This window comes from Variovorax sp. Varisp36 (assembly GCF_047304235.1).
GTDB lineage: Bacteria > Pseudomonadota > Gammaproteobacteria > Burkholderiales > Burkholderiaceae_C > Variovorax.
The window spans coordinates 14519-39538 of the sequence record NZ_JBGLYU010000029.1 but is presented as its reverse complement, the minus strand read 5'-3'; the positions used below and the strand labels follow the sequence as shown (position 1 = coordinate 39538).

Annotated in this window: 23 protein-coding genes and 1 riboswitch; of the genes, 4 read left to right on the top strand and 19 right to left on the bottom strand. The window is 68.1% G+C overall.

Translation table 11 applies throughout. The features are described from left to right. Positions 1–35: 35 nt before the first annotated feature. The 11 genes from ACCD11_RS17895 to ACCD11_RS17845 all read right to left on the bottom strand — a co-directional run bounded on the left by ACCD11_RS17895 (position 36) and on the right by ACCD11_RS17845 (position 11207). Positions 36–536: a (2Fe-2S)-binding protein gene (locus tag ACCD11_RS17895; RefSeq protein WP_413314898.1), complete on the bottom strand. Its 501-nt coding sequence runs from the start codon at positions 534–536 to the stop codon at positions 36–38. Then, positions 514–1674 carry an ABC transporter substrate-binding protein gene (locus ACCD11_RS17890; protein ID WP_413314897.1) on the bottom strand — a complete coding sequence of 387 codons (1161 nt, stop codon included), beginning with the start codon at positions 1672–1674 and terminating at the stop codon, positions 514–516. Before ACCD11_RS17890 ends, ACCD11_RS17895 begins: the two co-directional genes overlap by 23 nt. A 45-nt stretch (positions 1675–1719) precedes the next feature. Continuing rightward, positions 1720–2445: a bifunctional nicotinamidase/pyrazinamidase gene (gene pncA, locus ACCD11_RS17885; RefSeq protein WP_413314896.1), complete on the bottom strand. Its 726-nt coding sequence runs from the start codon at positions 2443–2445 to the stop codon at positions 1720–1722. 37 nt (positions 2446–2482) lie between these two features. Next, positions 2483–3217, bottom strand: a complete 735-nt coding sequence (locus tag ACCD11_RS17880) for an ABC transporter ATP-binding protein (protein ID WP_413314895.1) — start codon at positions 3215–3217, stop codon at positions 2483–2485. Continuing rightward, entirely contained in the window at positions 3214–4020 is an 807-nt protein-coding gene (locus tag ACCD11_RS17875) for an ABC transporter ATP-binding protein (protein WP_413314893.1), read from the bottom strand. The genes ACCD11_RS17880 and ACCD11_RS17875 overlap by 4 nt, the downstream gene beginning before the upstream one ends. Continuing rightward, complete coding sequence (locus tag ACCD11_RS17870) at positions 4017–5948, bottom strand: ABC transporter permease (protein ID WP_413314892.1); 1932 nt, start codon at positions 5946–5948, stop codon at positions 4017–4019. Before ACCD11_RS17870 ends, ACCD11_RS17875 begins: the two co-directional genes overlap by 4 nt. A 28-nt stretch (positions 5949–5976) precedes the next feature. After that, positions 5977–7182, bottom strand: coding sequence for an ABC transporter substrate-binding protein (locus ACCD11_RS17865; protein ID WP_007831879.1), 1206 nt, complete (start codon positions 7180–7182; stop codon positions 5977–5979). 68 nt (positions 7183–7250) lie between these two features. Continuing rightward, positions 7251–7835 (bottom strand): amino acid synthesis family protein, encoded by a 585-nt coding sequence (locus ACCD11_RS17860; RefSeq protein ID WP_413314891.1) that lies wholly within the window; start codon positions 7833–7835, stop codon positions 7251–7253. 31 nt (positions 7836–7866) lie between these two features. After that, complete coding sequence (locus ACCD11_RS17855) at positions 7867–8508, bottom strand: amino acid synthesis family protein (protein ID WP_007831883.1); 642 nt, start codon at positions 8506–8508, stop codon at positions 7867–7869. 21 nt (positions 8509–8529) lie between these two features. After that, positions 8530–9435: a UPF0280 family protein gene (locus ACCD11_RS17850; protein ID WP_413314890.1), complete on the bottom strand. Its 906-nt coding sequence runs from the start codon at positions 9433–9435 to the stop codon at positions 8530–8532. 155 nt (positions 9436–9590) lie between these two features. Further along, positions 9591–11207, bottom strand: coding sequence for a 6-hydroxynicotinate reductase (locus ACCD11_RS17845; protein WP_413314889.1), 1617 nt, complete (start codon positions 11205–11207; stop codon positions 9591–9593). Between the two features lie 323 nt (positions 11208–11530). Here ACCD11_RS17845 and ACCD11_RS17840 point away from each other — a divergent pair, with 323 nt between their 5' ends. From ACCD11_RS17840 to ACCD11_RS17830, 3 genes are read left to right on the top strand one after another with little or no spacing between them, the layout of a single operon-like run. Beyond that, positions 11531–12304 (top strand): ferredoxin--NADP reductase, encoded by a 774-nt coding sequence (locus ACCD11_RS17840; RefSeq protein ID WP_007831891.1) that lies wholly within the window; start codon positions 11531–11533, stop codon positions 12302–12304. A 17-nt stretch (positions 12305–12321) separates the two neighbouring features. Continuing rightward, on the top strand, positions 12322–13080 hold the full coding sequence (locus ACCD11_RS17835; protein ID WP_007831892.1) for a TetR family transcriptional regulator: 759 nt from the start codon (positions 12322–12324) through the stop codon (positions 13078–13080). Beyond that, on the top strand, positions 13026–14225 hold the full coding sequence (locus tag ACCD11_RS17830) for an amidohydrolase family protein (protein ID WP_413314887.1): 1200 nt from the start codon (positions 13026–13028) through the stop codon (positions 14223–14225). Before ACCD11_RS17835 ends, ACCD11_RS17830 begins: the two co-directional genes overlap by 55 nt. Before the next feature lie 19 nt (positions 14226–14244). On the opposite strand, the gene ACCD11_RS17825 is transcribed toward ACCD11_RS17830, so the two are convergent. From ACCD11_RS17825 to ACCD11_RS17805, 5 genes are all read right to left on the bottom strand, one after another. Beyond that, entirely contained in the window at positions 14245–14646 is a 402-nt protein-coding gene (locus tag ACCD11_RS17825; protein ID WP_007831902.1) for a GtrA family protein, read from the bottom strand. Continuing rightward, on the bottom strand, positions 14643–15638 hold the full coding sequence (locus ACCD11_RS17820; RefSeq protein WP_413314886.1) for a glycosyltransferase family 2 protein: 996 nt from the start codon (positions 15636–15638) through the stop codon (positions 14643–14645). Before ACCD11_RS17820 ends, ACCD11_RS17825 begins: the two co-directional genes overlap by 4 nt. Next, the gene (locus ACCD11_RS17815) at positions 15635–17446 is read right to left on the bottom strand and encodes an ArnT family glycosyltransferase (protein WP_413314885.1); all 1812 of its coding nucleotides are present in this window, start codon (positions 17444–17446) and stop codon (positions 15635–15637) included. Before ACCD11_RS17815 ends, ACCD11_RS17820 begins: the two co-directional genes overlap by 4 nt. Positions 17447–17498: 52 nt before the next feature. Next, positions 17499–20213, bottom strand: coding sequence for a methionine synthase (metH, locus tag ACCD11_RS17810; RefSeq protein WP_413314884.1), 2715 nt, complete (start codon positions 20211–20213; stop codon positions 17499–17501). A gap of 79 nt (positions 20214–20292) precedes the next feature. Next, positions 20293–20368: riboswitch (S-adenosyl-L-homocysteine riboswitch) on the bottom strand. Between the two features lie 66 nt (positions 20369–20434). Then, positions 20435–20872 (bottom strand): PACE efflux transporter, encoded by a 438-nt coding sequence (locus ACCD11_RS17805; RefSeq protein ID WP_007831914.1) that lies wholly within the window; start codon positions 20870–20872, stop codon positions 20435–20437. Between the two features lie 102 nt (positions 20873–20974). Here ACCD11_RS17805 and ACCD11_RS17800 point away from each other — a divergent pair, with 102 nt between their 5' ends. Continuing rightward, entirely contained in the window at positions 20975–21901 is a 927-nt protein-coding gene (locus ACCD11_RS17800) for a LysR family transcriptional regulator (protein ID WP_007831915.1), read from the top strand. 12 nt (positions 21902–21913) lie between these two features. On the opposite strand, the gene ACCD11_RS17795 is transcribed toward ACCD11_RS17800, so the two are convergent. The 3 genes from ACCD11_RS17795 to ACCD11_RS17785 all read right to left on the bottom strand — a co-directional run bounded on the left by ACCD11_RS17795 (position 21914) and on the right by ACCD11_RS17785 (position 24992). Then, complete coding sequence (locus ACCD11_RS17795; protein ID WP_413314883.1) at positions 21914–22630, bottom strand: SH3 domain-containing protein; 717 nt, start codon at positions 22628–22630, stop codon at positions 21914–21916. Between the two features lie 72 nt (positions 22631–22702). Further along, positions 22703–23758, bottom strand: a complete 1056-nt coding sequence (locus ACCD11_RS17790; RefSeq protein ID WP_007831925.1) for a homocysteine S-methyltransferase family protein — start codon at positions 23756–23758, stop codon at positions 22703–22705. Positions 23759–23828: 70 nt separating this feature from the next. After that, complete coding sequence (locus tag ACCD11_RS17785) at positions 23829–24992, bottom strand: histidinol-phosphate transaminase (RefSeq protein ID WP_413314882.1); 1164 nt, start codon at positions 24990–24992, stop codon at positions 23829–23831. Positions 24993–25020: the final 28 nt, after the last annotated feature.

The following is a 25020-nucleotide window of genomic DNA, read 5'->3' as shown; positions in this document are numbered from 1 at the left end:
CCTCTCCCACCGGAAGAGGGAAAAAGGCCACCGGCTCATGGAGCCACCTTCGCGCGCATGCGGAAAGCCGCGCGCTGCACCGCATCGAGTATTTCGATGTGCGTGCCGCAGCGGCACAAATTGCCCGACAGCTCGCTGCGGATGCGCGCCTCGCTCGCATCCGGATCGCGCGCGAACAAGGCGGCCGCCTGCATCACCATGCCGTTGAGGCAGTAGCCGCACTGCGCGGCCTGCGCATCTTCGAACGCGGCCTGCACCGGATGCCAATCGCCGCGCGCGCCCAGCCCTTCGAGCGTGGTGATCGCACGCCCCGCCACGCCATGCGCGGGAATCACGCACGAGCGCGCCGCCACGCCGTCGACGTGCACCGTGCACGCGCCGCACTGCCCCAGTCCGCAGCCGTACTTGGGGCCGTTCAGCCCCAGGTCGTTGCGCAGCAGGTGCAGCAGCGTCGCCTCGCGCGGCACGCCCTCGATCGATTGCGCCCGGCCGTTGACCAGCAGGTGCAGCGGCTCAGCGCCGCAACTGTCCGTCACGGGTGTACATCTCCAGGTCCACGAAGGTCGAGCCGTTGTGGTTCTTCGCGCTGTACTCGATGGGAAAGTCGCCGAAGCGCGTGCTGCCGATGCTCTCCAGCCCGGCGATGAAGCTGTCGCGCGTGAGCGTCTTGCCCGCCCGGCGCAGGCCCTCGGCCATCACGCGCGCGACGATGTAACCCTCCAGCGCGGTGTAGCTGTCGATCTTCTCGCCGAACTCGGCGCGGTCGCGCTGGTAGTCGGCCACGATGGGCACGCGCTGCGCCGTCGGCGGCGGCACGATGCTGGCCGTGACCAGCCCCGCGAGCTTGCCGTCGAGCCGCTTGGCCGAGCCGGCCGCGTCGGTGATGCCGACCGACAGCGTGTACAGCGGCGAGCCCACGCCGTTCGCGCGGTAGTCGCGCATGAACACCTCGACCATGCGGCCGGCCATGATCATCACGACCGCGCCGGGCTTGGCTTCGGCGAGGCTGGTGGCGACCTGCTTCGCGTCTTCCGCCGTGATCGCGAGCGGCAGCGTTTTCACGACCTGCACCTTGTAGTCGGCCGCCAATTCCTCGCAGGTGGCGAGGTTCGACTTGCCGAAGGGGCTGTCCTGGTACACCACGGCGATCGACGAAATGCCGATGGTCGAGAGGTGGCTGATGATCTTGCGCAGCTCCAGGTCGTAGCCCGCGCGCACGTGGAACAGGTAGCGGTTGACCTTGGCGCGGAACGAGCTGGTGCCCACCAGCGGCGCGAACATCGGCACGCCGGCCTTCTCAGCGAGCGGCATCGCGGCCGCGAGGTTGCCGGTGGCCACGTAGCCGGTGAGCGCGAAGACCTTGTCCTCATCGATCAGCTTCGCGGTGTTGGCGGCCGTCTTCGCCGGGTCGTAGGCATCGTCGTAAGTGACGAGTTCGATCTTGCGGCCATTGACGCCACCCGACTTGTTGACGCGGTCGAAGTACAGCTTGATGCCCGCGCGGTAGTCGATGCCGAAGTCTTTCGCCGGCCCGCTGAGCACGGCCGACTGGCCGATGCGGATGGTGGTGTCGGACACGCCGTTTTCAGCGCGTGCCGATCGAAGAAATCCAGGGCCGAGCGCCAGCATTGCGCCGCCCGCCACCATGGCGCGCCTTGATATCGAAAGCTTCATGCGTCTTTTTCTCAGGTTGTCGTCGTCAGGGAACGATTCGTTCGTTCAGGTGGCCTGTACATCGGCGGACTGGATGCGCTTGACGCCCTTGGCCGCCATCTGTTTCCAGGCCGCGGCGAGCGAGCCGTTGAGGTCGATGCCGCGCGTGGCGTCCTCGATTACATAGGCCTCGAAGCCGGCCTTGCGCGCGTCCATCGCGGTCCATGCCACGCAGAAGTCGGTGGCCAGCCCGGTGACGAACACGGTCTTGATGCCGCGCGCCTTCAAGTAGCCGGCCAGGCCGGTGGCCGTCTTGTGGTCGGCCTCCTCGAAGGCCGAGTAGCTGTCCATGTCCTTGTGGAAGCCCTTGCGGATGACGAGTTGCGCGGTCGGCACCTTCAGGTCCTTGCCGAGCGCCGCGTCGTCCGTGCCCTGCACGCAATGGTCGGGCCACAGCACCTGCGTTCCGTAGCTGAGCTTGGTGGTCTCGAAGGGCTTCTTGCCGCTGTAGGTGCTTGCGAACGAGGCATGGCCCGCCGTGTGCCAGTCCTGCGTGACGACGATGTTCTCGAACGCCGGTGCGAGTGCGTTGATGACCGGAATCACCTCGTTGCCGCCCTTGACCGCGAGCGTGCCGCCGTCGAGAAAGCAGTTCTGCACGTCGACCACGATCAACGCAGCCTTGGCGCCCGGCTTGATCTTGCCGGCCGCGAAAGCGTTGAAGCCGAAACTGCCGAGGCCGCCGGCCATCCCGAGGGCAGCGGCGGATTTCACGAGGGTTCTGCGATGCATGGCGTGGACTCCGGTGGGTTGATGAAGAACGAAAGACTCAGACGCTCAGATAAGCACGGCGCACTTCGTCGTTGGCCGCGAGCTCGGCCATCGTCGCGTGATAGCGGATCTGCCCCTTCTCGAGCACATAGGCGCGGTCGGACACCAGCTCGGCGAAGTGCATGTTCTGCTCCGACAGCAGGATGCTCACGCCCTGCGCCTTCAATTCGAGAATCATGTTGGCCATCTGCTCGACGATCACCGGGGCCACGCCTTCGGACGGCTCGTCGAGCAGCACCAGGTAGGGGTTGCCCATGAGCGTGCGCGCGACCGTGAGCATCTGCTGCTCGCCGCCGCTCATGCGCCCACCCGGTCGGCTGGGCATCTCGCCGAGGTTGGGAAACAGCTTGAACAGCCGCTCGGGCGTCCACAGCGGCGCGTCGGTGCCGTCGGCCCAGCGGCGCGCGGGCTGCTTGCCGACCTCGAGGTTCTCCATCACCGTGAGGTCGGTGAATACGCGGCGGTCTTCGGGCACGAAGCCCAGGCCCAGTCGCGCGGCGTGGTGCGGCTCGCTCTTCGAGATGTCGTGGCCCAGGAAACGCACGGCGCCTCGGCGCTTGGCGAGCATGCCGATCAGCGCCTTGAGCGTGGTCGACTTGCCCGCGCCGTTGCGGCCCATGAGCGCAACCACTTCGCCGCGGCGCACGTCGAGGTCGACGTCATAGAGGATCTGCGCGGCGCCGTACCAGGCGCACAGGGCCTTGGCCTGCAGAAGAGGTTCTTGCGTGCTCATGCTGCGACTCCAAGGGCTGCGGCTTTCTCTGCAATCTTCTCGAATGTCTTGCCGCTGCCGAAGTACACCTCCTGCACCTTCGGGTGATCTCGGATTTCGAGCGGTTTGCCCTGCGCGATGAGGCGCCCGCGCGCCAGCACGATCATGCGGTCGGCATACGCAAACACCACGTCCATGCTGTGCTCGGTGAACAGCACGGCCATGCCGCGCTGGATGACGAGGTCCTTGGTCAGCGCCATCAGCGAGTTGCGCTCTTTGGGCGCCATGCCGGCGGTGGGCTCGTCCATCAGCAGCAGCTTGGGCGAGTTGGCCATCGCGATGGCGAGCTCGACGCGCTTCACGTCGCCGTAGGCCAGCACGCTGCAGGGCCGGTCGGCCTGCGATTTCATGCCGACCTGGTCGAGCAGTGCCAGCGCTTCGTCGCGCTTGTGGTCGGCCGCGCGGCGCCACATCGAGAACAGCTTGCCGTCGTGCGACAGCAGCGCCATCTGCACGTTTTCGGCCACGGTGAGCGAGGCGAAGGTCTCGGCGATCTGGAAGGTGCGGCCCACGCCGCGGCGCCAGATGTCGCGCGGCTTGCGGCCCACGAGCTCGTGCCCGTCGAACAGGATCGAACCCTGGTCGGCCTTGAGCTGACCGTTCACCATGTTGAAGGTGGTGGACTTGCCAGCGCCGTTCGGGCCGATCAGCGCGAGCAGTTCGCCGGCGTGCAGCTCGAAGCTGATGCCATCGACGGCCTTCACGCCGCCGAAGGACTTGCCGAGGTTCTCGACCTTGAGAAGGGGTGCACTGGAGGTGGTCATGCCTTGGCCTCCTTCACCTCGGCCGCTGTCGGTGAATCGGGCTTGGCCCGGCGCAGCACGCGGTCGGTCAGCTGCTTTGCGAAACCCGCGATGCCCTGCGGGAACAGCAGCACGAGGAGCAGGATGATCGCGCCCAGCGTCGCGCGCCAGTAGTCGGTGTTGCGCGCCACGGTGTCGTGCAGCCAGCTGAAGGTGACGGCGCCCACCACCGGCCCCGCCAGCGTCTGGATGCCGCCCAGCAGCACCATCACCAGCCCGTCGACCGACTTGTCGACGCTGAGGCTTTCGGGCGAGATGCTGCCCTTGGAGAAGGCATACAGCGAACCCGCGAGGCCAGCCGCTGCACCGGCGATGACGAAGGCCGTCCACTGCATGCGCTTGACGTCGATGCCGATGGCATCGGCGCGCAGCAGCGAGTCGCGGCCCGCGCGCAGCGCGTAGCCGAAGGGCGAGAACAGCACGCGGCGCAGCATCAGGATGCCTGCGGCCGCGAGCACCAGCGTGAGCCAGTAGTAGGTGCGCTTGTCCGACAGCCACTCCGAGGGCCACACGCCCGTGAGGCCGTTGCTGCCGCCGGTGAACGAGTCCCACTGGTAGACGATGGCCCAGGTGATCTGCGCGAAGGCCAGCGTGAGCATCGCGAGGTACACACCCGACAGCCGCACCGCGAACCAGCCGTAGACGAAAGCGCCGATGGCCGCGACCAGCGGCGCCACGACCAGCGCCGCTTCCATCGGCAGGCCGCTCGCGCGCACCAGCAGTGCGGCACCGTAGGCCCCGAGGCCGAAGTAGGCGGCATGCCCAAACGAGTGCATGCCGGCCGGGCCCATGATGAAGTGCAGGCTCGCGGCGAACAGCGCGGCGATCAGCAGGTCGATCAGCAGCACCGTGGTGTAGGGAGAGTCGACCGTGAGCAGCGGCATCGCCATCAACACCACGCCCAGCGCGGCGACCAGCCACAGGTAGCCCTTGCTCGCGCGGCGCAGCGGCTCCTCGGCCATGCCCACGTAGCGGCTCGGCGCCTGCGGCCGGCCGAACAGGCCCCACGGGCGCCACACCAGCACCACGGCCATCACGACGAAGTCGACCACCAGCGTGAGCTTGGAGAACGACACGCTGTAGCCGAAGATTTCCACCACGCCGATCCAGATGCAGACCGCCTTGATCTCCGAGATCAGCAGCGCCGCCGCATAGGCGCCCGGAATGGAGCCCATGCCGCCCACCACCACGACCACGAAGGCCGCGCCGATGGTGTTGAGGTCCAGCGCGAGCGTGGCCGGCTCGCGCGGCAGCTGCAGCGCGCCGCCCAGGCCCGCGAGCATCGCGCCGAGCCCGAACACCGCGGTGAACAGCCAGGCCTGGTTCACGCCCAGCGCGCTGACCATCTCGCGGTCCTGCGTGGCGGCGCGCACCAGCGTGCCCCAGCGGGTGCGCGTGAGCAGCAGCCACATGAGCCCGAGCACGACCGGGCCGACGACGATCAGGAACAGGTCATACGTGGGGAACTGCCGGCCCAGGATCTCGACCGAGCCCGACAGGCCCGGTGCGCGCGGACCGAGCAGTTCGTCGGGGCCCCAGACATAGAGCACCGCGTCCTTGATGACCAGCACGAGTGCGAAGGTCGCCAGCAGCTGGAACAGCTCGGGCGACTTGTAGATGCGGCGCAGCAGCACCATCTCGATCAGCGCGCCGAGGATGCCGACCGCGACGGCGGACAGCACCACGGCCGGCCAGAAGGCCATGCCGCCGCCGAGCTTCTCGACCAGCGTGTAGGCGAGGTAGATGCCGACCATGAAGAAGGAGCCATGCGCAAAGTTGACGATGCGCGTGACGCCGAAGATCAGCGAAAGGCCGGCCCCCACAAGGAACAGCGACGAAGCCGACGACAGCCCGGTGAGGAACTGAAGCAGCAGGGACGAGAGGCTCATGGGTGCAAGCATTCCGGGAAGAAAAAGGTCAGTCGGCGGCGCGGGACTTCTTGACGTCGGCGGCGCTCGGCTGGAACTTGGCGCCGTCGAAATACGTGTAGTCGACCATCACGCCCTTGCCGTTCTCGTTCTTCGTCTTGCCGACGAAGGCGCCCATGGTGGACTGGTGGTCCTCGGCGCGGTAGCTGATCTTGCCGAACGGCGTGTCGACCTGCAGGCCCTTGAACGCGGCGACGAGCTTCGGCGTCTCGGTGCTCTTGGCCTTCTCGATGCCGGCCGCGACCGACTTGATCATGCTGTAGCCGACCACCGAACCCAGGCGCGGATAGTCCTTGTACTTGCCGTGGTAGGCGAGGAAGAAGGCCTTGTGCTCGGGCGTCTGGATGCCGTACCAGGGGTAGCCGGTCACGATCCAGCCGTTGGGCGTTTCGTCCTTGAGGGGGTCGAGGTATTCGGGCTCGCCGGTCAGCACGCTGACGACCGCGCGGTCCTTGAACAGGCCGCGCGTGTTGCCTTCGCGCACGAACTTCGACAGGTCGGCGCCGAACAGCACGTTGAAGATCGCGTCGGGCTTGGCATCGGCCAGCGCCTGCGCGACCGCGCCCGCATCGACCTTGCCGAGCGGCGGCGCCTGCTCGGCGACGAACTCGACGTCGGGCTGCGCGGCCTTCAGCAGCGTCTTGAACGCGGCCACGGCCGACTGACCGTATTCGTAGTTGGGGTACACGACCGCCCAGCGCTTCTTCTTGAGCTTGACGGCCTCGGGCACGAGCATCGCGGCCTGCATGTAGGTGCCGGGGCGCAGGCGGTAGGTGTATTCGTTGCCGCCCTGCCAGGTCATCTTGTCGGTCAGCGGTTCGCCGGCCAGGAAGAAGATCTTCTTCTGCTTGGCGAAGTCGGCCACGGCCAGGCCGGTGTTCGACAGGAAGGTGCCGGTGAGCACGTCGATCTTCTCGCGCGCCACCAGCTCCTCGGCCACGCGCACGGCGTCGCCCGGGTTGGCGTTGTCGTCGCGCGTGATGAGTTCGACCTTGCGGCCGTTGACGCCGCCCTTGGCGTTGATTTCTTCGACGGCCAGCTCCATCCCCTTCTTGTAGGGCTCGAGGAAGGCGGGCTGGGCCTTGTAGCTGTTGACCTCGCCGATCTTGATCACGCCCTGCGCATGCGCGGGAACGAGAGCAGTGGTCAGCGCGGCGAGGGCCGCGGCGCTGAAGACGTGACGCAATGGGTTCATGAGGAAAACTCCTTGGGATCGAAAGAGAAGAAAACGGCGTGAGTGGATGCGGGGCGGGCGGGACGGCGTTAGCGCAGACCGTCTTCGCCCTTGATTTCGCTGACCTGCAGGCCGCCAATGCGCGGCAGTGGACGGCCGCTGTCGGTGACTGCGACCGCCACCACGATCTCGTTGGCGCGCGGCGCATCGCTCACGCGGGCTTCGATGGCGTCGAAGTGACTGCGAACGAAGGCCGCGTCCTTATGGCCGAGCGGCACGTCGATGGCAGTGCCCAGCGTGCCCAGCTTCTTGGCCGAAGGCACGAGCGCCGCGCCCTTCTCGACCGCCGCGCGCAGCGGCGCGCCGAGCTTGGGATGCAGGATGGCAGCGGCGTGTTCGAGCTCGCCGCGCTCGCCGACGATGGCGGCCTTGCCGTAACTCTGCGCCTGGCCGGGCTCGATGTCGAGCGCCTTCACGGCCTTCTGGCCCAGCAGCGCGCCGAGTTCTTCGCCGATGGCGATGAGTTCGTCGAGGTTCTCGCTGTAGCGCCCCGCGTAGGGGTTCTCGATCACGGCGATGGCGACGGCGCGGCGCGTGGGCGGCGTGACGTCCTGGCCCATCTCCTTGCGGGTTTCGTCGACCTGAACGACGAGCTTGCGGATGTTGGCGGTCATGTCTTGTGTTCCTTCGTGTCTCTTGTTCAGGTCAGCGCAGGCCGTCCCATTTGCTGATGTCTTTGGCGAGCAGGCCGCCGACGCGGGCGTGCACGCGGTAGCCGGTGCTCATCGCGAGGATGAAGACGATCTCGTCGGCCGCAGGCGCGCCGGGCACGCGCACTTCGATGGCATCGAACTGGCCGCGCACGTAGCTCGCGTTGATGTTGGTCAGCGGCACGTCGAGTGCGGCACCGGGCGGCCCGACCTTCTTGGTCGAGGGCACGATGGACAGCGCATTGCCTGGCTGGCCGGTTTTCTCTTCGGCCTTGCCCGCGGTGTAGGCCGCGCGGCTGCCCTTCCAGCCGAGCAGTTCGCGCATCGCGTAGCCGCCGGGCACATGCCACAGTGCGCCGTGCTCCAGCTCGCCATCGGCGCCGACGATGGCGCCCTTGCCGTAGGTGGCGATCTGCTCAAGCGGCACGTCCATGGCGGCGTGCAGCCTGTGCGCCATGTCGACGCCCACGGGGTCGAGCAGCGCCATCATCGGAAGGATGTCGGGCTCGTAGCGGCCGGCGAAAGGATTGGTCAGCACCGCGCCGATGGCACCGCGCACCAACGGGGTGTCGGCACGCGGTCCGAACTCGTGGTGGATGTGCTCGACATGGGTGAAGACGCGGCGTATATCGATCATGAAAAAGGACCTTGCTTTTCGTTAAGCAAATACTGAACCAACTGCTTTCGGCAGCACTGTCTGCAGCGACTTCGAGCATAAGGGCTCGACAAGTCGAAACTGCCCCTGGCAAACGAGTAGAACGGCCCAGGCGAGCCCCCCTTTTTGCAGGACCTTGGCGCAGATCGCGCCCGTATCGAGTGCGCTTTTGACCTGCGACGGTGCGAGCGTCGGCACGTCGACGGTGACGAGCATGTCGCCGAGGTCGCTGTCGTCCTTGCATTCGTTCGCGGGGCGGCGCGCGATGGCGTCGTCGTCGACATCGACGGCGTTGGCGATCACTGTCGCGGCGGCGTCGGCCTGCGCTGCGGTGGCGGCCAGGACCGTCACGCTGTCGGCGATGCCCAGCGAAAAGCTGCGCCCGCGCCAGCCGCTGGTGGCGACGCCGCGCACGGGCTGGTCCGCGTGCAGTTCGAACTGGCCGTCGGTGATGAGGGCGCCGCCGTGGTCGCGCCAGTCGAAGCGCGCGAGGTCGGCGAACACACCCACGCGCGCCGACTGGCCGGGCGCGAGGTGCAGTGCGATGTCGCCGCCGTTGTTGATCCACGCGCGCTCGATGCCGGGGCGGTCGTAGAACGCGATCAGCTCCTGCGCGACCGAGCCCGCGACTGCTGCCATGGGCGTGATGAACATCGGCGAGAACGCGGCGCAGGCGTCCCACATGCGCCTGGCGACCACGCCTCGCGGACGCATGTCGTCGCTCACGGGCAGGCGCAGCAGCGGCAGCTCGCGCACGAGCTCGTCGAGCACATGGACGAAGCGTGCCCACGCAGCGTCGTGCGCGGCCGCCACGGCGTAGGGGTCGCCGTGCGCCTCGGCCACGATGTCGATCGGGCCGTGGTTGAAGTGCCAGCGGCCGCTGTCGAGGGCACTGCGTTGGGCGCTCATGGCTGCGCGCCCCCGTCTTTCTCCCTCCCCCTCCGGGGGAGGGTCGGGGTGGGGGCACGCGGCGTATCCATTGGGCGCTCTGCCTGCCCCCATCCCAGCCTTCCCCCGGAGGGGGAAGGAGCAACACGCAAGCCGCACATCGACGCGAGCATGGATCAGCCCAGCATGGGTGCGTGGCCGAGCGGCCACGGGTTGGCATCGTCCATTGCGAGCCATTGGCGTGCGAGCGGTGCGCCGTCTTCCTGCCATGCACCGCGCGCGAGCGCCTGCTCGAGCGAAAAGATGTGCTCCATGTGACCGCCGAGCGCCTCGTAGTCGTCGCGCCGCATGCTGAACTCGATGGGCGCGACGATGGCTGGCGTGGGCACGGTGCCGAAGCTGTTGTCGGGCATGCGCATGACATCGGCCATCACGGTGATGCCGCCGCCAGGCCACACGTAGGCCGGCGCGCCGCCGCAGGTGACGTTGACCAGCGCGCGCTTGATGGCCCGCGTGAGCAGCACCGGGTTTTCGGTGACGCCCGCGCGCAGGCTGCCACCGGCGCCGCCGAGGAACAGCACGGTGCACAGCGAAGGCTCGCAGTTCTCGCCGATGCGATCGACGATGCGCTTCACTTCGGGCGGCATTGGCTGTTCGACGGGCTTGAGCGCATCGTCGAGCACGTACCACTGCGCGTGCTCGCCGGTGGTCGAGGTCATCAGCAGGCGCAGGCCGGGCCGCGCCACGCCCTCTTCCCAGCCCTCGATGATCGCAAGCGGATCGGCGATGTCGGTGCCGCCCCAGCCGTTGCCCGGGTTGGCCACCTGGAAGTAGCGCCCCGGCGTCGACTTGCGCCCCAGCATCTGGATGCCCGAGGGCGCCATGTCGAGGCAGCGGCCGGCCTGGTGCTCGGTGAGCACGCCGGTGATGTGGTCGTCGACCACCACCACCTCGTCGGCCACGCCCGCGAACTGGCGCGCGAAGATGCCGACCGCCGCCGAGCCGCAGCCCACGCGCATGCGCTGCTCTTCCACGCCGTTGACGATGGGCGCCCTGCCGGCCTGGATGACGAGGGTGGAGCCGCCGTCGATGGTGCACTCCACGGCCTTCTTGTTGCCCAGCAGCTGCATCAGCTCGGCCGTCATGCGGCCTTCTTTCTTGCTGCCGCCGGTGAGGTGGTGCACGCCGCCCAGCGAGAGCATCTGCGAGCCGTACTCGGCCGTGGTGACGTGGCCCACGACCTCGCCGCGGTAGCGCACGTTGGCCTGCTCGGAGCCGAGGAAACGGTCGGTATCGATCTTCACCTTGAAGCTGCAGTAGCTGAAGATGCCTTCGGTGACGACGGTGACCATGTCGACGCCCCGGGCTTTCGAGGCCACGATGAAGGGGGCCGGCTTGTAGTCGGGGTAGGTGGTGGACGAGCCCACGCCGGTGACGAAGACTTCGTCGGCGTGCAGCAGGTCGCCGTTCCAGTCGGGGGCCTGCGCCGTGGCGGGCTCGGCGCCCGGGCGATCGAAAAACACCAGCGCCGGCGCCTCGCTCTCGATCGTCCGGCGCAGCAGCACCACCGGATCGACGCGCACCAGCACGCCGTCGCGATTGGCGTAGCGGTCGCAGGCGCCGGTGCGGCCGTCGGAGATCTGGCACAGCACCGGGCAGGCGTTGCACTCGACCTTGGCAGTGCTCATGCGCTCGTTGCGCGGCGGCGCCTTGCCGAAGGCGCCGCTGCCGGCTTCGGCCACCACGGGCATGTCCATGCCGGGGAGGCCATCTGTCTTGGTGTGTTCTGTCATCGGGGCGATCTCGTGGGCGTTTCGGTGATGTGCGGGGGCAAATCCTGGCTGCCGGGGTTTGCAACAAACGTGCCGTCAGCCCGCTTGTGCACCGACTTCCGTTTGTGTAGCATTCCCTACACTTTCATGTTGCGTTCACTACATTCGCAGTCAATGTAGCAAACGGGCCCGATGCTTGCAATGGTGTTTTCTCGCGCTGTCCGTCGGGGTTTTTCCGACCAACGACAATGGAGGGTTCGCAGCCGGCCGGCGGCCGCATGCCCCAAGGGCGTGCATCCCGGCCCAGCCACCTTCCACTGTTCCAACCAACTCTTGAGTTCCGTATGAGTGCATTCAGCGAAGAACGCGTCCTGAGCGTCCACCACTGGACCGACCGCCTGTTCACCTTCACCACCACGCGCGACCCGGCGCTGCGCTTTTCGAACGGTCATTTCACGATGATCGGCCTGAAGGTCAACAACAAGCCCCTGCTGCGCGCCTACAGCATCGTGAGCCCGAACTACGAGGAGCATCTCGAGTTCCTGAGCATCAAGGTGGAAGAAGGCCCGCTCACCTCGAAGCTGCAGCACATCCAGGTGGGCGACACCGTCATCGTGGGCCGCAAGCCCACCGGCACGCTGCTGATCGACTACACGCTGCCGGCCAAGCGCCTGTACCTGTTCGGCACCGGCACCGGCCTGGCACCGTTCATGAGCATCATCCGCGACCCGGACACCTACGAGAAGTTCGAGCAGGTCATCCTGGTGCACGGCGTGCGCCAGGTCGACGAGCTGGCCTACCACGACCTCGTGATCGACCACCTGCCCAAGCACGAGTTCCTGGGCGAGATGGTTGCCAAGCAGCTGCTCTACTACCCGACGGTCACGCGCGAGGAGTTCCGCAACCAGGGCCGCATCACCGACCTCATCGAGAGCAACAAGCTCACCGACGACCTCGGCCTGCCCCCGCTCAACGTCGAGGAAGACCGCGTCATGCTGTGCGGCAGCCCCGGCCTGCTGGTCGACCTGAAGCACATCCTCGAAAAGCGCGGCTTCAAGGAAGGCAACACCTCGACGCCCGGCGACTTCGTCGTAGAGCGCGCGTTCGCCGAAAAATAAGCAGGGCGCCGCGCGCAATGGCCGACAACCGCACCGCCGCCAAGCCCCAGCGCCGCACCGGCGTGCGCGAGGCCGCGGCGCAGGCCACGCGCGACAGCATCCTGAAATCGGCGACCAAGGTGTTCGCCCGATACGGCTACGACGGCGGCAGCGTGGAGAAGATCTCCAAGGCCGCGAAGTCGTATGACCGGATGATCTACTACTACTTCGGCAGCAAGGAAGGCCTGTTCATCGCGGTGCTCGAGGGCATCTACCAGCGCATGGACGATGCCGAGGCCGCCATTGCGCTCGACGCCTCGCGGCCGGTGGAGGCATTCACCGAAGTGATCCGCTTCGTGCTGGGCTACTACCGCAAGAACCCCGAGTTCGTCACGCTGCTGAACACCGAGAACCTGCACAAGGGGCGGCACATCTCGAAGTCGCTGCGCGCGCGCGAGTATTCGTCGCGGGCGGTGGCGATCATTGCGGAGATCCTCGCCAGTGGCGCGGCGCAGGGCCTGTTCCGCAAGGACCTGGTGGCGCGCGACATCTACCTGCTGATAGCGTCCACCGGCTATTTCTACACCTCCAACCGGCACACGCTCACCGCCTTCCTCGGCGAGCCGATGGAGTCGCCGGAGGCCGTCGCGCACTGGGAAGACTTCGTGATCGAGACGCTGCTGCGCACGGTGCGCGCGGACGAGCCGCAAGACAACACATCACCCCACGAGGACACATCGAAATGGCAGAAATCGCAGCCGGCGGCAAGTCGGGCAAGGTCGTCATCAAGAACATAGGGCTGCTGCTCTCGGGCGACATCGACAAGCCCATCCTCGACGCCGACACCATCGTGGTGAACGACGGCCTGATCGCGGCGGTCGGCAAAGAGAAAGACTGCGACCTCGAAGGCGCGCAGACCGTGATCGACGCACGCAAGACCTGCGTGGCACCCGGCCTGATCGACAGCCACGTGCATCCGGTGTTCGGCGACTGGACGCCGCGCCAGGGCCAGATCGGCTGGATCGACTCGACCATGCACGGCGGCGTGACGACGATGATTTCCGCCGGCGAAGTGCACCTGCCCGGCCGCCCCAAGGACATCGTCGGACTGAAGGCGCTGGCCATCACCGCGCAACGCGCCTTCGACAACTTCCGCCCCGGCGGCGTGAAGGTGCTCGCCGGTGCACCCGTCATCGAGAAGGGCATGGTCGAGAGCGACTTCAAGGAACTCGCCGAGGCAGGCGTGGGCCTGCTGGGCGAAGTGGGACTGGGCTCGGTCAAGGCCGGCTACGAGGCCAAGGAAATGGTGGCCTGGGCGCGCAAGTACGGCATCCAGAGCACGATCCACACGGGCGGCCCGTCGATCCCGGGCTCGGGCCTGATCGACAAGGACGTGGTGCTCGAAGCCGACGCCGACATCATCGGCCACATCAACGGCGGCCACACCTCGCTGCCCGAGGCGCATGTGTGCGAGCTGTGCGAGAAGAGCTCGCGCGCGATCGAGATCGTGCACAACGGCAACGAGAAGGTGGCCATCGCGGCGGCCAGGGCGGCGCTGGAGCTGAAGTGCCCGCACCGCGTGATCCTCGGCACCGACGGGCCCGCGGGCTCGGGCGTGCAGCCGCTGGGCATCCTGCGCATGGTGGCGATGCTGTCGTCCATCGCGAACATCCCGGCCGAGCTGGTGTTCTGCTTCGCCACGGGCAACACGGCGAAGATCCGCAAGCTCAACTGCGGGCTGATCGAAGTGGGCCGCGATGCCGACTTCGTGTTCATGGACCGTGCGCAGCATTCGCCCGCACCGGGCCTGCTCGAAAGCGTGCAGCTCGGCGACATTCCGGGCGTGGGCATGGTGATGATCGACGGCATCGTGCGCTGCGGCCGCAGCCGCAACACGCCGCCCGCGACCGAAATTCCGGTCGTCGTTTCCGGCGCGCACTGAGCGCGCCGTGCCGGCGGCTTCAGCCGCCGCGGTGCGAGCGAAAGACCAGGTAGCGCGCCGACAGGAAGTTGGCGCTCATGCCGGCGAGGCTGCCCAGCGCCACGCCCAGGGCCGCGGCCCAGCGCCCGTCGACCCAGTGCAGCGTCAGCACGTAGGCGCCATAGTTCAGCACTGCGCCGGCGGCCATGGTCGCCAGATAGCCCAGATATTCGCGCCAGAGGGAACGGCCGGCCGCTGCGCTGGCCGCGAAGGTGTAGCGGCGGTTGAAGGCCCAGGTGGTGGTCGCCGCCGCGAGGAACGACACCACGCGCGCCGCATACCAGCCCAGCAGCGGCGCCAGCAGGTACAGCACGACCACGTCGACCACGAGCCCGATCACGCCGACGGCGGCGAACGAGAGGAACTCGCGTGCGATCTTCATCGCGAGGCGCGTGAAGCGCGGGTCGCCTGCTCGCGCACGCCCGGAATCGCGAGATAGCGCAGCCGCTTGGCCTCCCGCCGCCCCAGCGTGATGGCCTGCATGACGACGCCGCACACGAAGGACAGCATGGCCGCCAGCATCGCGCCCGTGGCCAGCACCGCCGTGGGGAGCCGGGGCACCAGGCCGGTGTGCATGTAGGTCATGACGAGCGGCAGGACCAGCGCGACCGACATCAGCACGAGCAGCCCCCCGATGATCGAGAAGAACTGCAGCGGCCGCTCGCTCACGAACAGCTTGCAGATGGTCTTCAGGATGCGCCAGCCGTCGCGGTAGGTCGAGAGCTTGCTGACGGAGCCTTCGGGGCGCGTGCTGTAGGCGGTGCCTTCCTCTGCATAGGGCATGCGCAGTTCGAGCGCGTGCACGGTGAGCTCGGTCTCGGTCTCGAAGCCCCGCGACAGCGCCGGGAACGACTTGGCATAGCGCCGCGAGAACACGCGGTAGCCCGAGAGCATGTCGCTGAGGCCACCTCCGAACAGCTGCGCCACGGCGCCCGTGAGCATGCGGTTGCCGAGGCGGTGGCCGGTGCGGTAGGTGTGCGCGTCCTGGCCGTCGTCCACGCGGCTGCCGACCACCATGTCGAGGTTGTCGTTCACCAGCCGGTCGATGAGCCGGCGCGCGGCGCCGGCGTCGTAGGTGGCATCGCCGTCGACCATCACGTACACGTCGGCCTCGACGTCGGCGAACATGCGCCGCACCACGTTGCCCTTGCCGCGCAGGGCCACGTGCGTGACGACGGCGCCGGCCGCGCGCGCCACGGCGGCCGTGTCGTCGCTGGAGTTGTTGTCGAAGACGTGGATCTCGGCCTCGGGCAGCGCGGCGCGAAAGCCCGCGACCACCTGGGCGATGGCCAGCGCCTCGTTGTAGCAGGGGATGACCGCGGCAATGCGCAGGCCGGTGTTGCCTGGAACGGCGAGGGAATCGGTGTCGGTCATGGTGCGGCGGGAAGGATACGGTAGACCCGGCTGCCGTCTTTCTCGTACTCCACGGCGAAGTACTTGTCGAAATCGATGCGCGCGCTGAACACGGGCACCACGGAGTCCGGCAGGACCACCGCGGTGAAGCCCATGTCGCCGAGCTTGCGCGCGAGATCGCCGCCAGACAGGCGTCCGAAGTCGGTGTAGCGCCACGGCCCGAGCGTGTCGCCCCAGATGGGGTTGGGGCCGTAGTAGATCGCCTCGTTCAGCGCGATCTGGTAGACGCGGCCGGTGGCGTTGCGGCGCAGGTAGTCCATCACGGCGTAGCCCGGCACGTGCCGGCGCAGCACGGCCTCGCGAGCCTCGGGCGTGATCGAAACCATCGCGACCTTGGCGGCGGTCTGGCGCACCGAGACGGCGGCCAGCACGGCCAGCAGCAGCACGGCCACCCAGTCGCCCACGCGGGCCGGCGTGCGCCGCGTGACGGCAGCAGGCGGCGCGTCCTGCGCCGTGTTCCTGGCGCCGAACATGCGGCGAACGCCCGAGACGATCCAGCCGAACAGCACCTGCCAGCCGATCGCCGCGATCGCGGCCAGCAGCGGGAACGAGGCTGTCAGGTAGCGCGGATAGCGCGAGGTCACGACCCAGACGGCCACCGAATACAGGCAGAACCAGCCGGCTGCACGCACCGCCGCCGAACGCTTCCACCACACGCTGAACGGCGCGAAGAACACGGACCAGATCAGCGCGTTGGGCAGCTCGGCGTGCACGCGCACGTCGGCCACCTGCTGCACGTAGTCGGCCGGCGTCCACTCGGTGAAGCCGAACACGCGCGCGCCGATGGGGTTGAACGGGTCGCCCGTCATGATGGCGTTGCGCGCATACCAGTACACGCACGGAACCAGGAAGCAGGCGAATACCAGCGCCCAGGCCCGGGGCCGGCGCTCGTGCCGGACGACGAACACCGCCACCAGCGGCAGGAAGATCAACGCCTGGTACTTCGAGCCAGCGGCCACGCCGAGGCAGAACGCGGCCACGCCGAGCCAGCGCATGCCGCCGTGCGCGGGCTTGCCGGGCTCCGATTCGCGCCACCACCACAGCGCCACGCAGGCCGACAGCACGAACAGCGCCACGCCCATGTCGATCAGCGCGTTGGAGTAATCGCCGAGCCCCAGCCAGATGGCCGCGCCGATGCAGGCGGTGAGCCGGTTGGCGTGCAGGATGCCCAGGCGATAGACCATCACCACCGACAGCGCACCCGCCAGCGCATTGAGGAAGTGCGGCAGCACGTCGTCGCCGAGCTGCAGCGCGGCGGCGTAGAGCAGGTTGTAGTTGTACGGGAACCAGGGATAGCGCAGCCAGTCGTGGATGCCCAGCGAGCCCTGCTGTGCGACCTGGCGCGCGTACGGCAGGTGGTACATCAGTTCGTCGAAGGCAATCGGCGGCACGAGCGGCGCCACCAGCGCGGGCAGCGCGACCAGGGCCAGCGCAATCAGCGCGATGCGCTCGACATAGGTCCACGGCGCGGCGGGTTCGTTCGCGCGCAAGGCGCGCCGCTCGCGCAGCCACGACGGAAGCTGGAGCGCAGCGGCCACCACGCCTGCCACCACGAGCGCCACGGTCGCGCCGGCCTTGAAAGCACCGAAGATGGCCAGCGCCTGGAAGGCACAGATGTACAGGCCGACCCCGAGCGCGACGGCCATGGCCGCTTCGAGCCCCGCATCGCGGCGCGGCGGCGGGGCCAGGCGGCCCAGCAGCGCGCGGCCGAAGCCCCAGCAGCCGATCACGAAAATCGACAAGGCCGCGTAATGCGCGGCTGCAAACATCAGCTTCTGAATAACAACTCCCGGCGCCGGGCGGCCGCGCCGGCCGGCAGGTTCAAAGATTGGGCGCCAGCAGACGCTCGAGATAGGACTCGCTCTCCTTGCGCCGCGCGGCCTGGTCCTGCAGCTGGTCGTGACCGATCTTGCCGACGTTGAAGTACGTCGAATCGGGGTGACTCAGGTAGAAACCACTCACGCTGGCGGCGGGCATCATAGCGAGGCTTTCCGTCAGGGCCATGCCAATGTCCGCGCAACCCAGAAGGTCGAACATCGGGCCCTTCACGCTGTGGTCCGGGCAGGCCGGGTAGCCGGGCGCGGGGCGGATGCCGCGGTATTTCTCCGCGATCATGTCGTCGTTGCTCAGGCTCTCGTCGCTCGCGTAGCCCCAGAGGTCGGTGCGCACCCGGTGGTGCAGCGACTCGGCGAAGGCCTCGGCCAATCGGTCGGCCAAAGCCTTGAGCATGATGGCGGAGTAGTCGTCGAGATCATCGACGAAGTACTTCTCTTTTTTCTCGACGCCCAGGCCGGCCGTGACGGCGAACATGCCGACGTAGTCCTTCACGCCGCTGTCCTTCGGCGCCACGAAGTCGGCGAGGCAGCGGCTCGGGCGCATCACGCCGTCGATCACCTGCTTCTCGGTCTGCTGGCGCATGCCGTACCAGGTGAGCGCGACTTCGCTGCGCGACTCGTCGGTGTACAGCTCGATGTCGTCGTCGTTCACCGTGTTGGCGGGCCAGAAGCCGACGATGCCGCTCGCGCTGAGCCAGCGGCCTTCAATGAGGCGCTTGAGCATGCGCTGGCCGTCGGCGTACACGCGCACGGCCTCGGTGCCGACGATCTCGTCCTTCAGGATGGCCGGGAACGGGCCAGCCAGGTCCCAGGTCTGGAAGAACGGGCCCCAGTCGATGTACTTGGCCAGATCGGTCAGGTCGAAGTTCTTGAACACGCGCCGGCCAATGAACTTGGGCACCGGCGGCAGGTAGTTCGCGAAGTCGATCGGGGTCTTGTTGGCGCGCGCCTTGGCCAGCGGCCACATCGGCACCTGCTTCTTGTTGGCGTGCTGCTGGCGCACCTTGACGTAGTCGGCGTTGATCTCGTCGATGTACGCGGTGGCCTGGTCGGAAAGCAGCGACTGCGCCACGCTCACGCTGCGCGAAGCGTCGGGCACGTAGACCACGGGGCCTTCGTAGTGCGGCGCGATCTTCACGGCCGTGTGCACGCGGCTGGTAGTGGCGCCGCCGATGAGCAGCGGAATCTTCTTGATGCGGAAGTGGTCGTCCTTCTGCATCTCGCCGGCCACGTACTGCATTTCTTCGAGGCTCGGCGTGATGAGGCCCGACAGGCCCACGATGTCCGCCCCCTCGACCTTCGCCTTGGCGAGGATCTCGTGGCACGGGACCATCACGCCCATGTTCACCACTTCGAAGTTGTTGCACTGGAGCACGACGGTGACGATGTTCTTGCCGATGTCGTGCACGTCGCCCTTCACGGTGGCGATGATGATCTTGCCCTTGGTGCGCACGTCGCGGCCCGCGGCCTCGTCCTGGCGCTTTTCTTCCTCGATGTAGGGAATGAGGTGGGCCACGGCCGACTTCATCACGCGCGCCGACTTCACCACCTGCGGCAGGAACATCTTGCCCTGGCCGAACAGGTCGCCCACGATGTTCATGCCGTCCATCAGCGGGCCTTCGATCACATGCAGCGGGCGGCCGCCCTTGGCCAGAATGGCCTGATAGGCCTCCTCGGTGTCTTCGACGATGAAGTCGGTGATGCCGTGCACCATGGCGTGCGACAGGCGCTGGTTGACCGGCACCGGGTTCTCCGGCGTGCCGCGCCATTCGAGCTTCTTGCTGTCGTCTTTCGCGCCGCTCTTGGCGGTCTCGGCCACCTCGACGAGGCGCTCGCCAGCGTCGGGACGGCGGTTCAGCACCACGTCCTCGACGCGCTCGCGCAGCTCGGGTTCGAGGTCGTCGTACACGCCCACCATGCCGGCGTTGACGATGCCCATGTCCATGCCCGCCTGGATGGCGTGGTACAGGAACACGGTGTGGATCGCCTCGCGCACCGGGTCGTTGCCGCGGAAGCTGAAGCTCACGTTGCTCACGCCGCCCGAGACCTTGGCGCCCGGCAGGTTCTGCTTGATCCAGCGCACGGCGTTGATGAAGTCGACCGCGTAGTTGTCGTGCTCCTCGATGCCGGTGGCAATCGCGAAAATGTTGGGGTCGAAGATGATGTCCTCGGGCGGGAAGCCCACCTCGTCCACCAGGATGCGGTAGGCGCGCTCGCAGATCTCGATCTTCCGCGCGTAGGTGTCGGCCTGGCCCTTCTCGTCGAAGGCCATGACCACGGCGGCGGCGCCGTAGCGCTTCACGAGCTTGGCCTCGTGCTTGAACTTGTCGACCCCCTCCTTCATGGAGATGGAGTTGACGATGCCCTTGCCCTGGATGCAGCGCAGGCCGGCCTCGATGACCTCCCACTTCGAGCTGTCGACCATCACCGGCACGCGCGCGATGTCGGGCTCGCTGGCGATGAGGTTGAGGAAGCGCACCATCGCCGCCTTGCTGTCGAGCATGGCCTCGTCCATGTTGATGTCGATCACCTGCGCGCCGTTCTCGACCTGCTGGCGCGCCACGGCCAGGGCTTCTTCGAACTGGCCGTTCAGGATCATCCGCGCGAAGGCCTTGGAGCCGGTGACGTTGGTGCGCTCGCCGATGTTGACGAACAGCGTGCCCGCTCCGATGGCGACCGGTTCGAGGCCGGACAGCTTCATGGGCGGGGGAACAACGGGGGCGGAATCGGGGGTAGCTGGAGCGGGAATCTGGGACATGGCCTCACCTGCGGAAGAGTCGGACAGGCGAGCGTCGTTGTCGCCCCAAGCCTGACGGCCGGCCTGCGAGGCCCACCGCTGCAACGCTCCTTGGGAAGTGGTGCATTTTAGGTCGATTCAACCGGCCAAGGTAAAAGCCCCCGTTTCCGCTCCCGCCCGCCGGCTCAGGCGGGTTGCGCCTCGCCCATGGCCGAAGCCGGCAGGCCGAACACGCGATCGAAAGCCCAGTTGAAGACGAAGGTGTAGACCAGGAAAAACACCACCAGCCCCAGGTCCATCACCAGCGCCTGCCAGAGCGACACGCCCAGGCCCCAGGCGAACATCGGCACCAGGAAGGCTATCAGCCCGCCCTCGAAGCCGATGGCATGGGCGACGCGGCGGCGCACGCTGCGCCCGCGCACGGCCTGGCGCGACTCCCAGCGCTCGAAGAGCGCGTTGAAGACCAGGTTCCAGATCACCGCGATGACCGAGGCGGCCACCGCAAGCACGCCGGAATGGCCCAGGCCGGCGTCCGTCATCAAGGCCAGCCCGGCGCTGGCGGCGACGATGGCGATGCCTTCATAAAGGGTGATGTAGACGATGCGACGCTGAATGCCCTGCATGACGCTTTTCTCCTGGTTCGTGGCTGCGATGTCTGGACTTTATGTGTCAACCGCTGATATAAAAAGTTAACTTGTTTCAGTTTTATTGAAAGATCGGGCGCCATGGCCTTCTCCAGCGACAACATCGAAGTCTTCCTGGCCGTGATCGACCACGGTTCTTTCTCTGCCGCGGCGCGGGCGCTGCGCAAGGTGCCATCGGCGGTCAGCATGGCCATCGCCAACCTCGAGGCCGAACTCGCCCTGCCGCTGTTCGACCGCAGCGGCCGCGAGCCCCAGCCCACGGCCGCGGCACGTTCGCTGGAGCCTCAGGCGCGGCTGCTGGCGGCACAACTCGGGCAGCTCCAGGTGCAGGCGCTGGCGCTGACCCAGGGGCTGGAAGACCGGCTCACGCTGGCCATCGCGCCCGAACTGCTGGCCGCGCCCTGGAGCGGCCCGCTGGCCGAACTGGCACGCGAACACCCGCTGCTGCAGGTGGAGGTGCTGGCGGCCCCGCAAGCGGATGCATTGGCGCTGCTGCACAGCGGTCGCGCGCAGCTGGCGCTGGTGTTCGAGCGCCCGAGCCTCGACGGCCGCGAAGGCTTCCAGGAAGTCGGCAGCGACCTGATGGTGGCTGTGATGGCGCCCGACCACCCCGTGCTGCTCGCGGCGCCGGGCGGCCGGCTGCGCGAGGAGCATCTGACGAACACCCGGCAGATCGTCGTGGCCGGCCGCGACCTCGCCAACAGCGATCCGCGCTTCGTGTTCGCGCGCCACGTCTGGCGCACCGACAACGCGCTGGCCGCGCTGAGCCTGATCACCGCCGGGCTGGGCTGGGGCTGGCTGCCGCGCAATTTCGCGCGGCCGCACGTGGCGGCCGGGGCGCTGGTCGAGATTCCGTTCGAGAACCTCAGCAACGGGTTGGACCTGTGGGTGGACGTCGTGTGGTCACGTGAGCGCCCACTTGGGCTGGGAGCCCAGCGCTTCGTGGCGCTGATAGGGAAAGACCGGGTAGCCCCCGGCGAGTGCAGCCCCAAGACCGGCGGAAACTAGCTGCCGGCCTCTTCAGCGGTCGTGGCCGCGGCCGCCGCCATGGCCACCGCCATGGCCACCCCCGTGCCCGTCGCCATGGCCACCCCCGCCATGACCGCCACCCCCGTGCGGTCGTCCGCCGCCACCACCGGGATGCGAATGCGGCATGCCAGGCGCCGGCCCCGGACGGAAGCTCGGCTGCGGCCGCGGCGGCCTGATGCCGGGGTCCGGCGGCGGACGGAATCCAGGGCCCGATGGCCGGAACCCGGGGCCAGGCTGCCAGGGACGCGGCTGCCATGCCGGCCTGGCTGGCGGCGGCGGACGCCAGCCCGCCACGGGCGGCGGTGGGCGGCCGCCCCACCAGCGCCGCTCGCCGTACCACGGCCGGTCGCGGTAGTAGCTGGCCCAGTAGCTGCCGATCGCGAAGCTGATGATCGGCACGCCGATCACCGCGCCGTAGGTCGCCAGCGGCACGCGCCGCTCCTGGTAGGCGTAGTCGAGGCTGCGCGCCCACACCCAGCCGCGCCCGCCGTCGGGCAGCACCACGTCGCACCAGCCGTAGCCGCTGGTGCAGCCGATCACGTCGAGCGGCTGGCCGGGCCCGAGCCGCGCCACCAGCGGATAGTCGCCCGAGGGGCCGGCGCGCAGGTTGACCGTGCCGCGGGTGAAGGCCTGCTGCGCCGCGGCCGCAAGCGGCAGGATCAGGGCAAGCGCGCCGATGCCGATCCAGCGTGGGGCGAGTGTGTTCATGGCGGGCTCCTGTTCTTGTGCCAGCCAGCCTAGGCCGGGGCAGGAGCGCCTGTCAATCGGCCGGAGGCGCGATCAGGCAGCCTCGCGGTAGAAACCCGCGTTGTGGCTGCCCAGTGCGCGGCCCGCGACCGGCGCAACCGCCTTGCCGATGGCCGCGATGTGGTCCGGCGTGGTGCCGCAGCAGCCGCCCACGATGTTCACCAGCCCTTCGGCCGCGAACTCGTGCAGCAGGCGCGAGGTGACGTCGGGCGTCTCGTCGAAGCCGGTTTCGCTCATCGGATTGGGCAGGCCCGCGTTCGGATAGCAGCTGATGAAGGTGTCGCCCGCCACCTTCGACAGTTCCTGGATGTAGGGCCGCATCAGCGCCGCGCCCAGCGCGCAGTTCAGGCCGATGGCCAGCGGCTGCGCGTGGCGCACGCTGTGCCAGAAGGCGGTGACGGTCTGTCCGCTGAGGATGCGGCCGGAGGCATCGGTCACCGTGCCGCTGATGATCAGCGGCAGGCGCTGGCCGCTGTTGTCGAAATACTCGTCGACCGCGAACAGCGCGGCCTTTGCGTTGAGCGTGTCGAAGATGGTCTCGACCAGGATCACGTCGGCGCCGCCCTCGACCAGCGCTTCGGTCTGCTCGTAGTAGGCCGCGCGCAGTGCTTCGAAATCGACGTTGCGCGCGCCCGGGTCATTCACGTCGGGGCTGATGCTCGCCGTCTTGGGGGTTGGGCCGAGGGCGCCGGCCACGAAGCGCGGCTTGTCCGGCGTGCTGAACTTGTCGCAGGCCGCGCGCGCCAGCCTGGCGGATTCGAGGTTCATCTCGCGCGCGAGATGGGCCATCTTGTAGTCCTCCTGTGCGATGGTGGTCGCACCGAAGGTGTTGGTCTCGATCAGGTCGGCGCCGGCCGCGAGGTAGCCCTCGTGGATGTCGCGGATCACGTCGGGGCGCGTGAGCGAGAGCAGCTCGTTGTTGCCCTTCACGTCGCGCTCGAAGTCCTTGAAGCGCTCCCCGCGGTACTGCGCCTCGGTGAGCTTGAAGCGCTGGATCATCGTGCCCATCGCGCCGTCGAGGATCGCGATGCGTTGCGCGAGGATGCCGGGCAGTGCCTGGCCGCGGGTGTAGGTGAGGGGCTTCGTCATTCCCGCGATTGTAAAAACCCCGGCCTGGCCCGGCTCCCGGGCGGGTCTTGGCGGGCCCGGCCGCAGGGCGCTAGTCCGACCCGCCCGCAATCTCGGTCAGCGCCTGCACGAAGCGCGCGTTCTCCTCGTCGGTGCCCACCGACACCCGGATGAAGGTCTCGAAGCCCGGCTCCTTCCAGGGCTTGACGATGATCCCGCGCGCCAGCAGCGCCTCGTTGACCGGCCCGTTCGGCCGTGCGAGGTCGACGAACAGGAAGTTGGCCGCCGAGGGCGCGATGCGCAGGCCCGGAAGGACCGACTGCGCGAGCGTGCGAAGCTGCGCCGCCAGCACCTCGCGCTGCCGCACGGTGCGCTCCACCGCCCGCGCCATATGAGGCTCGTCGCCCCAGGCCGCCAGCGCCGCGGCCTGTGCCGCGAGGTTGACGTTGAAGGGCGTGCGCACCCGGTCGAGCAGCTGCACCAGCGCCTCGTCGGAAGCGATGCCGTAGCCCACCCGCAGGCCCGCGAGCGCCCATGCCTTCGAGAAGGTGCGCAGCACGATCCACGGACGGCCTGCGGCTGCGTCGGCCCCCTCCCACGCGCGCAGCATCGAAAGCACGTCGGGATAGCCGGGCGCCAGCCGCGCGTACTCGTGGTACGCCTCGTCCACCACCAGCAGCGTGCCCGCCGGCACCGCCGCGAGCAGGCGCGCGAAGTCGCCGGCATCGAACATGCAGCCGACCGGGTTCGAGGGATTGGCCAGCATCACCATCTTGGGTCCGCGCGCGAGCGCCGCGCACCAGGCATCGAGGTCGAAGCCGAGCGCCGGCGTGAGCGCCAGCAGCTCGACCTGTGCGCCCATCATGCGCGGGTAGATCTCGTGCAGTCCGAAGGCGGGGCGCTGCGTGAGCACGCGGTCGCCTGGCGAGAGCAGCGCCTGGCACAGCATCTGGAGGATGTCCTCGGAGCCGTTGCCGATCACCACCTGCGCGGGCTGCGCACCCGTGCGCCCGGCGATCGCGGCGCGCAGCGCGGTGCAGTTGGCGTCGGGGTAGGTGCCAGCACGCGCGGCCAGATCGACCAGGGCGCGCGCCACAGCGGGGCTGGCACCGTACGGGTTCTCGTTGCTCGCGAGCCGCGCGATCTCGGTGGCGCCGTAGCGCGCGCGCACGGCGTCCGAGGAAAGGCCCGCGTTGTAGGGCGGCAGCGGCGGCACTTCGGGGCGTGCGAGGGCGTGGATGGTGGTTGTGTTCACAGGTCGAATACCTTGCCGGGATGGAGCG

Coding starts and splice junctions, on each gene's coding strand:
- ACCD11_RS17890 (WP_413314897.1), bottom strand. CDS start 1,674: ATGAAGCTTTCGATATCAAGGCGCGCCATGGTGGCGGGCGGCGCAATG.
- pncA (WP_413314896.1), bottom strand. CDS start 2,445: ATGCATCGCAGAACCCTCGTGAAATCCGCCGCTGCCCTCGGGATGGCC.
- ACCD11_RS17880 (WP_413314895.1), bottom strand. CDS start 3,217: ATGAGCACGCAAGAACCTCTTCTGCAGGCCAAGGCCCTGTGCGCCTGG.
- ACCD11_RS17875 (WP_413314893.1), bottom strand. CDS start 4,020: ATGACCACCTCCAGTGCACCCCTTCTCAAGGTCGAGAACCTCGGCAAG.
- ACCD11_RS17870 (WP_413314892.1), bottom strand. CDS start 5,948: ATGAGCCTCTCGTCCCTGCTGCTTCAGTTCCTCACCGGGCTGTCGTCG.
- ACCD11_RS17865 (WP_007831879.1), bottom strand. CDS start 7,182: ATGAACCCATTGCGTCACGTCTTCAGCGCCGCGGCCCTCGCCGCGCTG.
- ACCD11_RS17860 (WP_413314891.1), bottom strand. CDS start 7,835: ATGACCGCCAACATCCGCAAGCTCGTCGTTCAGGTCGACGAAACCCGC.
- ACCD11_RS17855 (WP_007831883.1), bottom strand. CDS start 8,508: ATGATCGATATACGCCGCGTCTTCACCCATGTCGAGCACATCCACCAC.
- ACCD11_RS17850 (WP_413314890.1), bottom strand. CDS start 9,435: ATGAGCGCCCAACGCAGTGCCCTCGACAGCGGCCGCTGGCACTTCAAC.
- ACCD11_RS17845 (WP_413314889.1), bottom strand. CDS start 11,207: ATGACAGAACACACCAAGACAGATGGCCTCCCCGGCATGGACATGCCC.
- ACCD11_RS17840 (WP_007831891.1), top strand. CDS start 11,531: ATGAGTGCATTCAGCGAAGAACGCGTCCTGAGCGTCCACCACTGGACC.
- ACCD11_RS17835 (WP_007831892.1), top strand. CDS start 12,322: ATGGCCGACAACCGCACCGCCGCCAAGCCCCAGCGCCGCACCGGCGTG.
- ACCD11_RS17830 (WP_413314887.1), top strand. CDS start 13,026: ATGGCAGAAATCGCAGCCGGCGGCAAGTCGGGCAAGGTCGTCATCAAG.
- ACCD11_RS17825 (WP_007831902.1), bottom strand. CDS start 14,646: ATGAAGATCGCACGCGAGTTCCTCTCGTTCGCCGCCGTCGGCGTGATC.
- ACCD11_RS17820 (WP_413314886.1), bottom strand. CDS start 15,638: ATGACCGACACCGATTCCCTCGCCGTTCCAGGCAACACCGGCCTGCGC.
- ACCD11_RS17815 (WP_413314885.1), bottom strand. CDS start 17,446: ATGTTTGCAGCCGCGCATTACGCGGCCTTGTCGATTTTCGTGATCGGC.
- metH (WP_413314884.1), bottom strand. CDS start 20,213: ATGAAGCTGTCCGGCCTCGAACCGGTCGCCATCGGAGCGGGCACGCTG.
- ACCD11_RS17805 (WP_007831914.1), bottom strand. CDS start 20,872: ATGCAGGGCATTCAGCGTCGCATCGTCTACATCACCCTTTATGAAGGC.
- ACCD11_RS17800 (WP_007831915.1), top strand. CDS start 20,975: ATGGCCTTCTCCAGCGACAACATCGAAGTCTTCCTGGCCGTGATCGAC.
- ACCD11_RS17795 (WP_413314883.1), bottom strand. CDS start 22,630: ATGAACACACTCGCCCCACGCTGGATCGGCATCGGCGCGCTTGCCCTG.
- ACCD11_RS17790 (WP_007831925.1), bottom strand. CDS start 23,758: ATGACGAAGCCCCTCACCTACACCCGCGGCCAGGCACTGCCCGGCATC.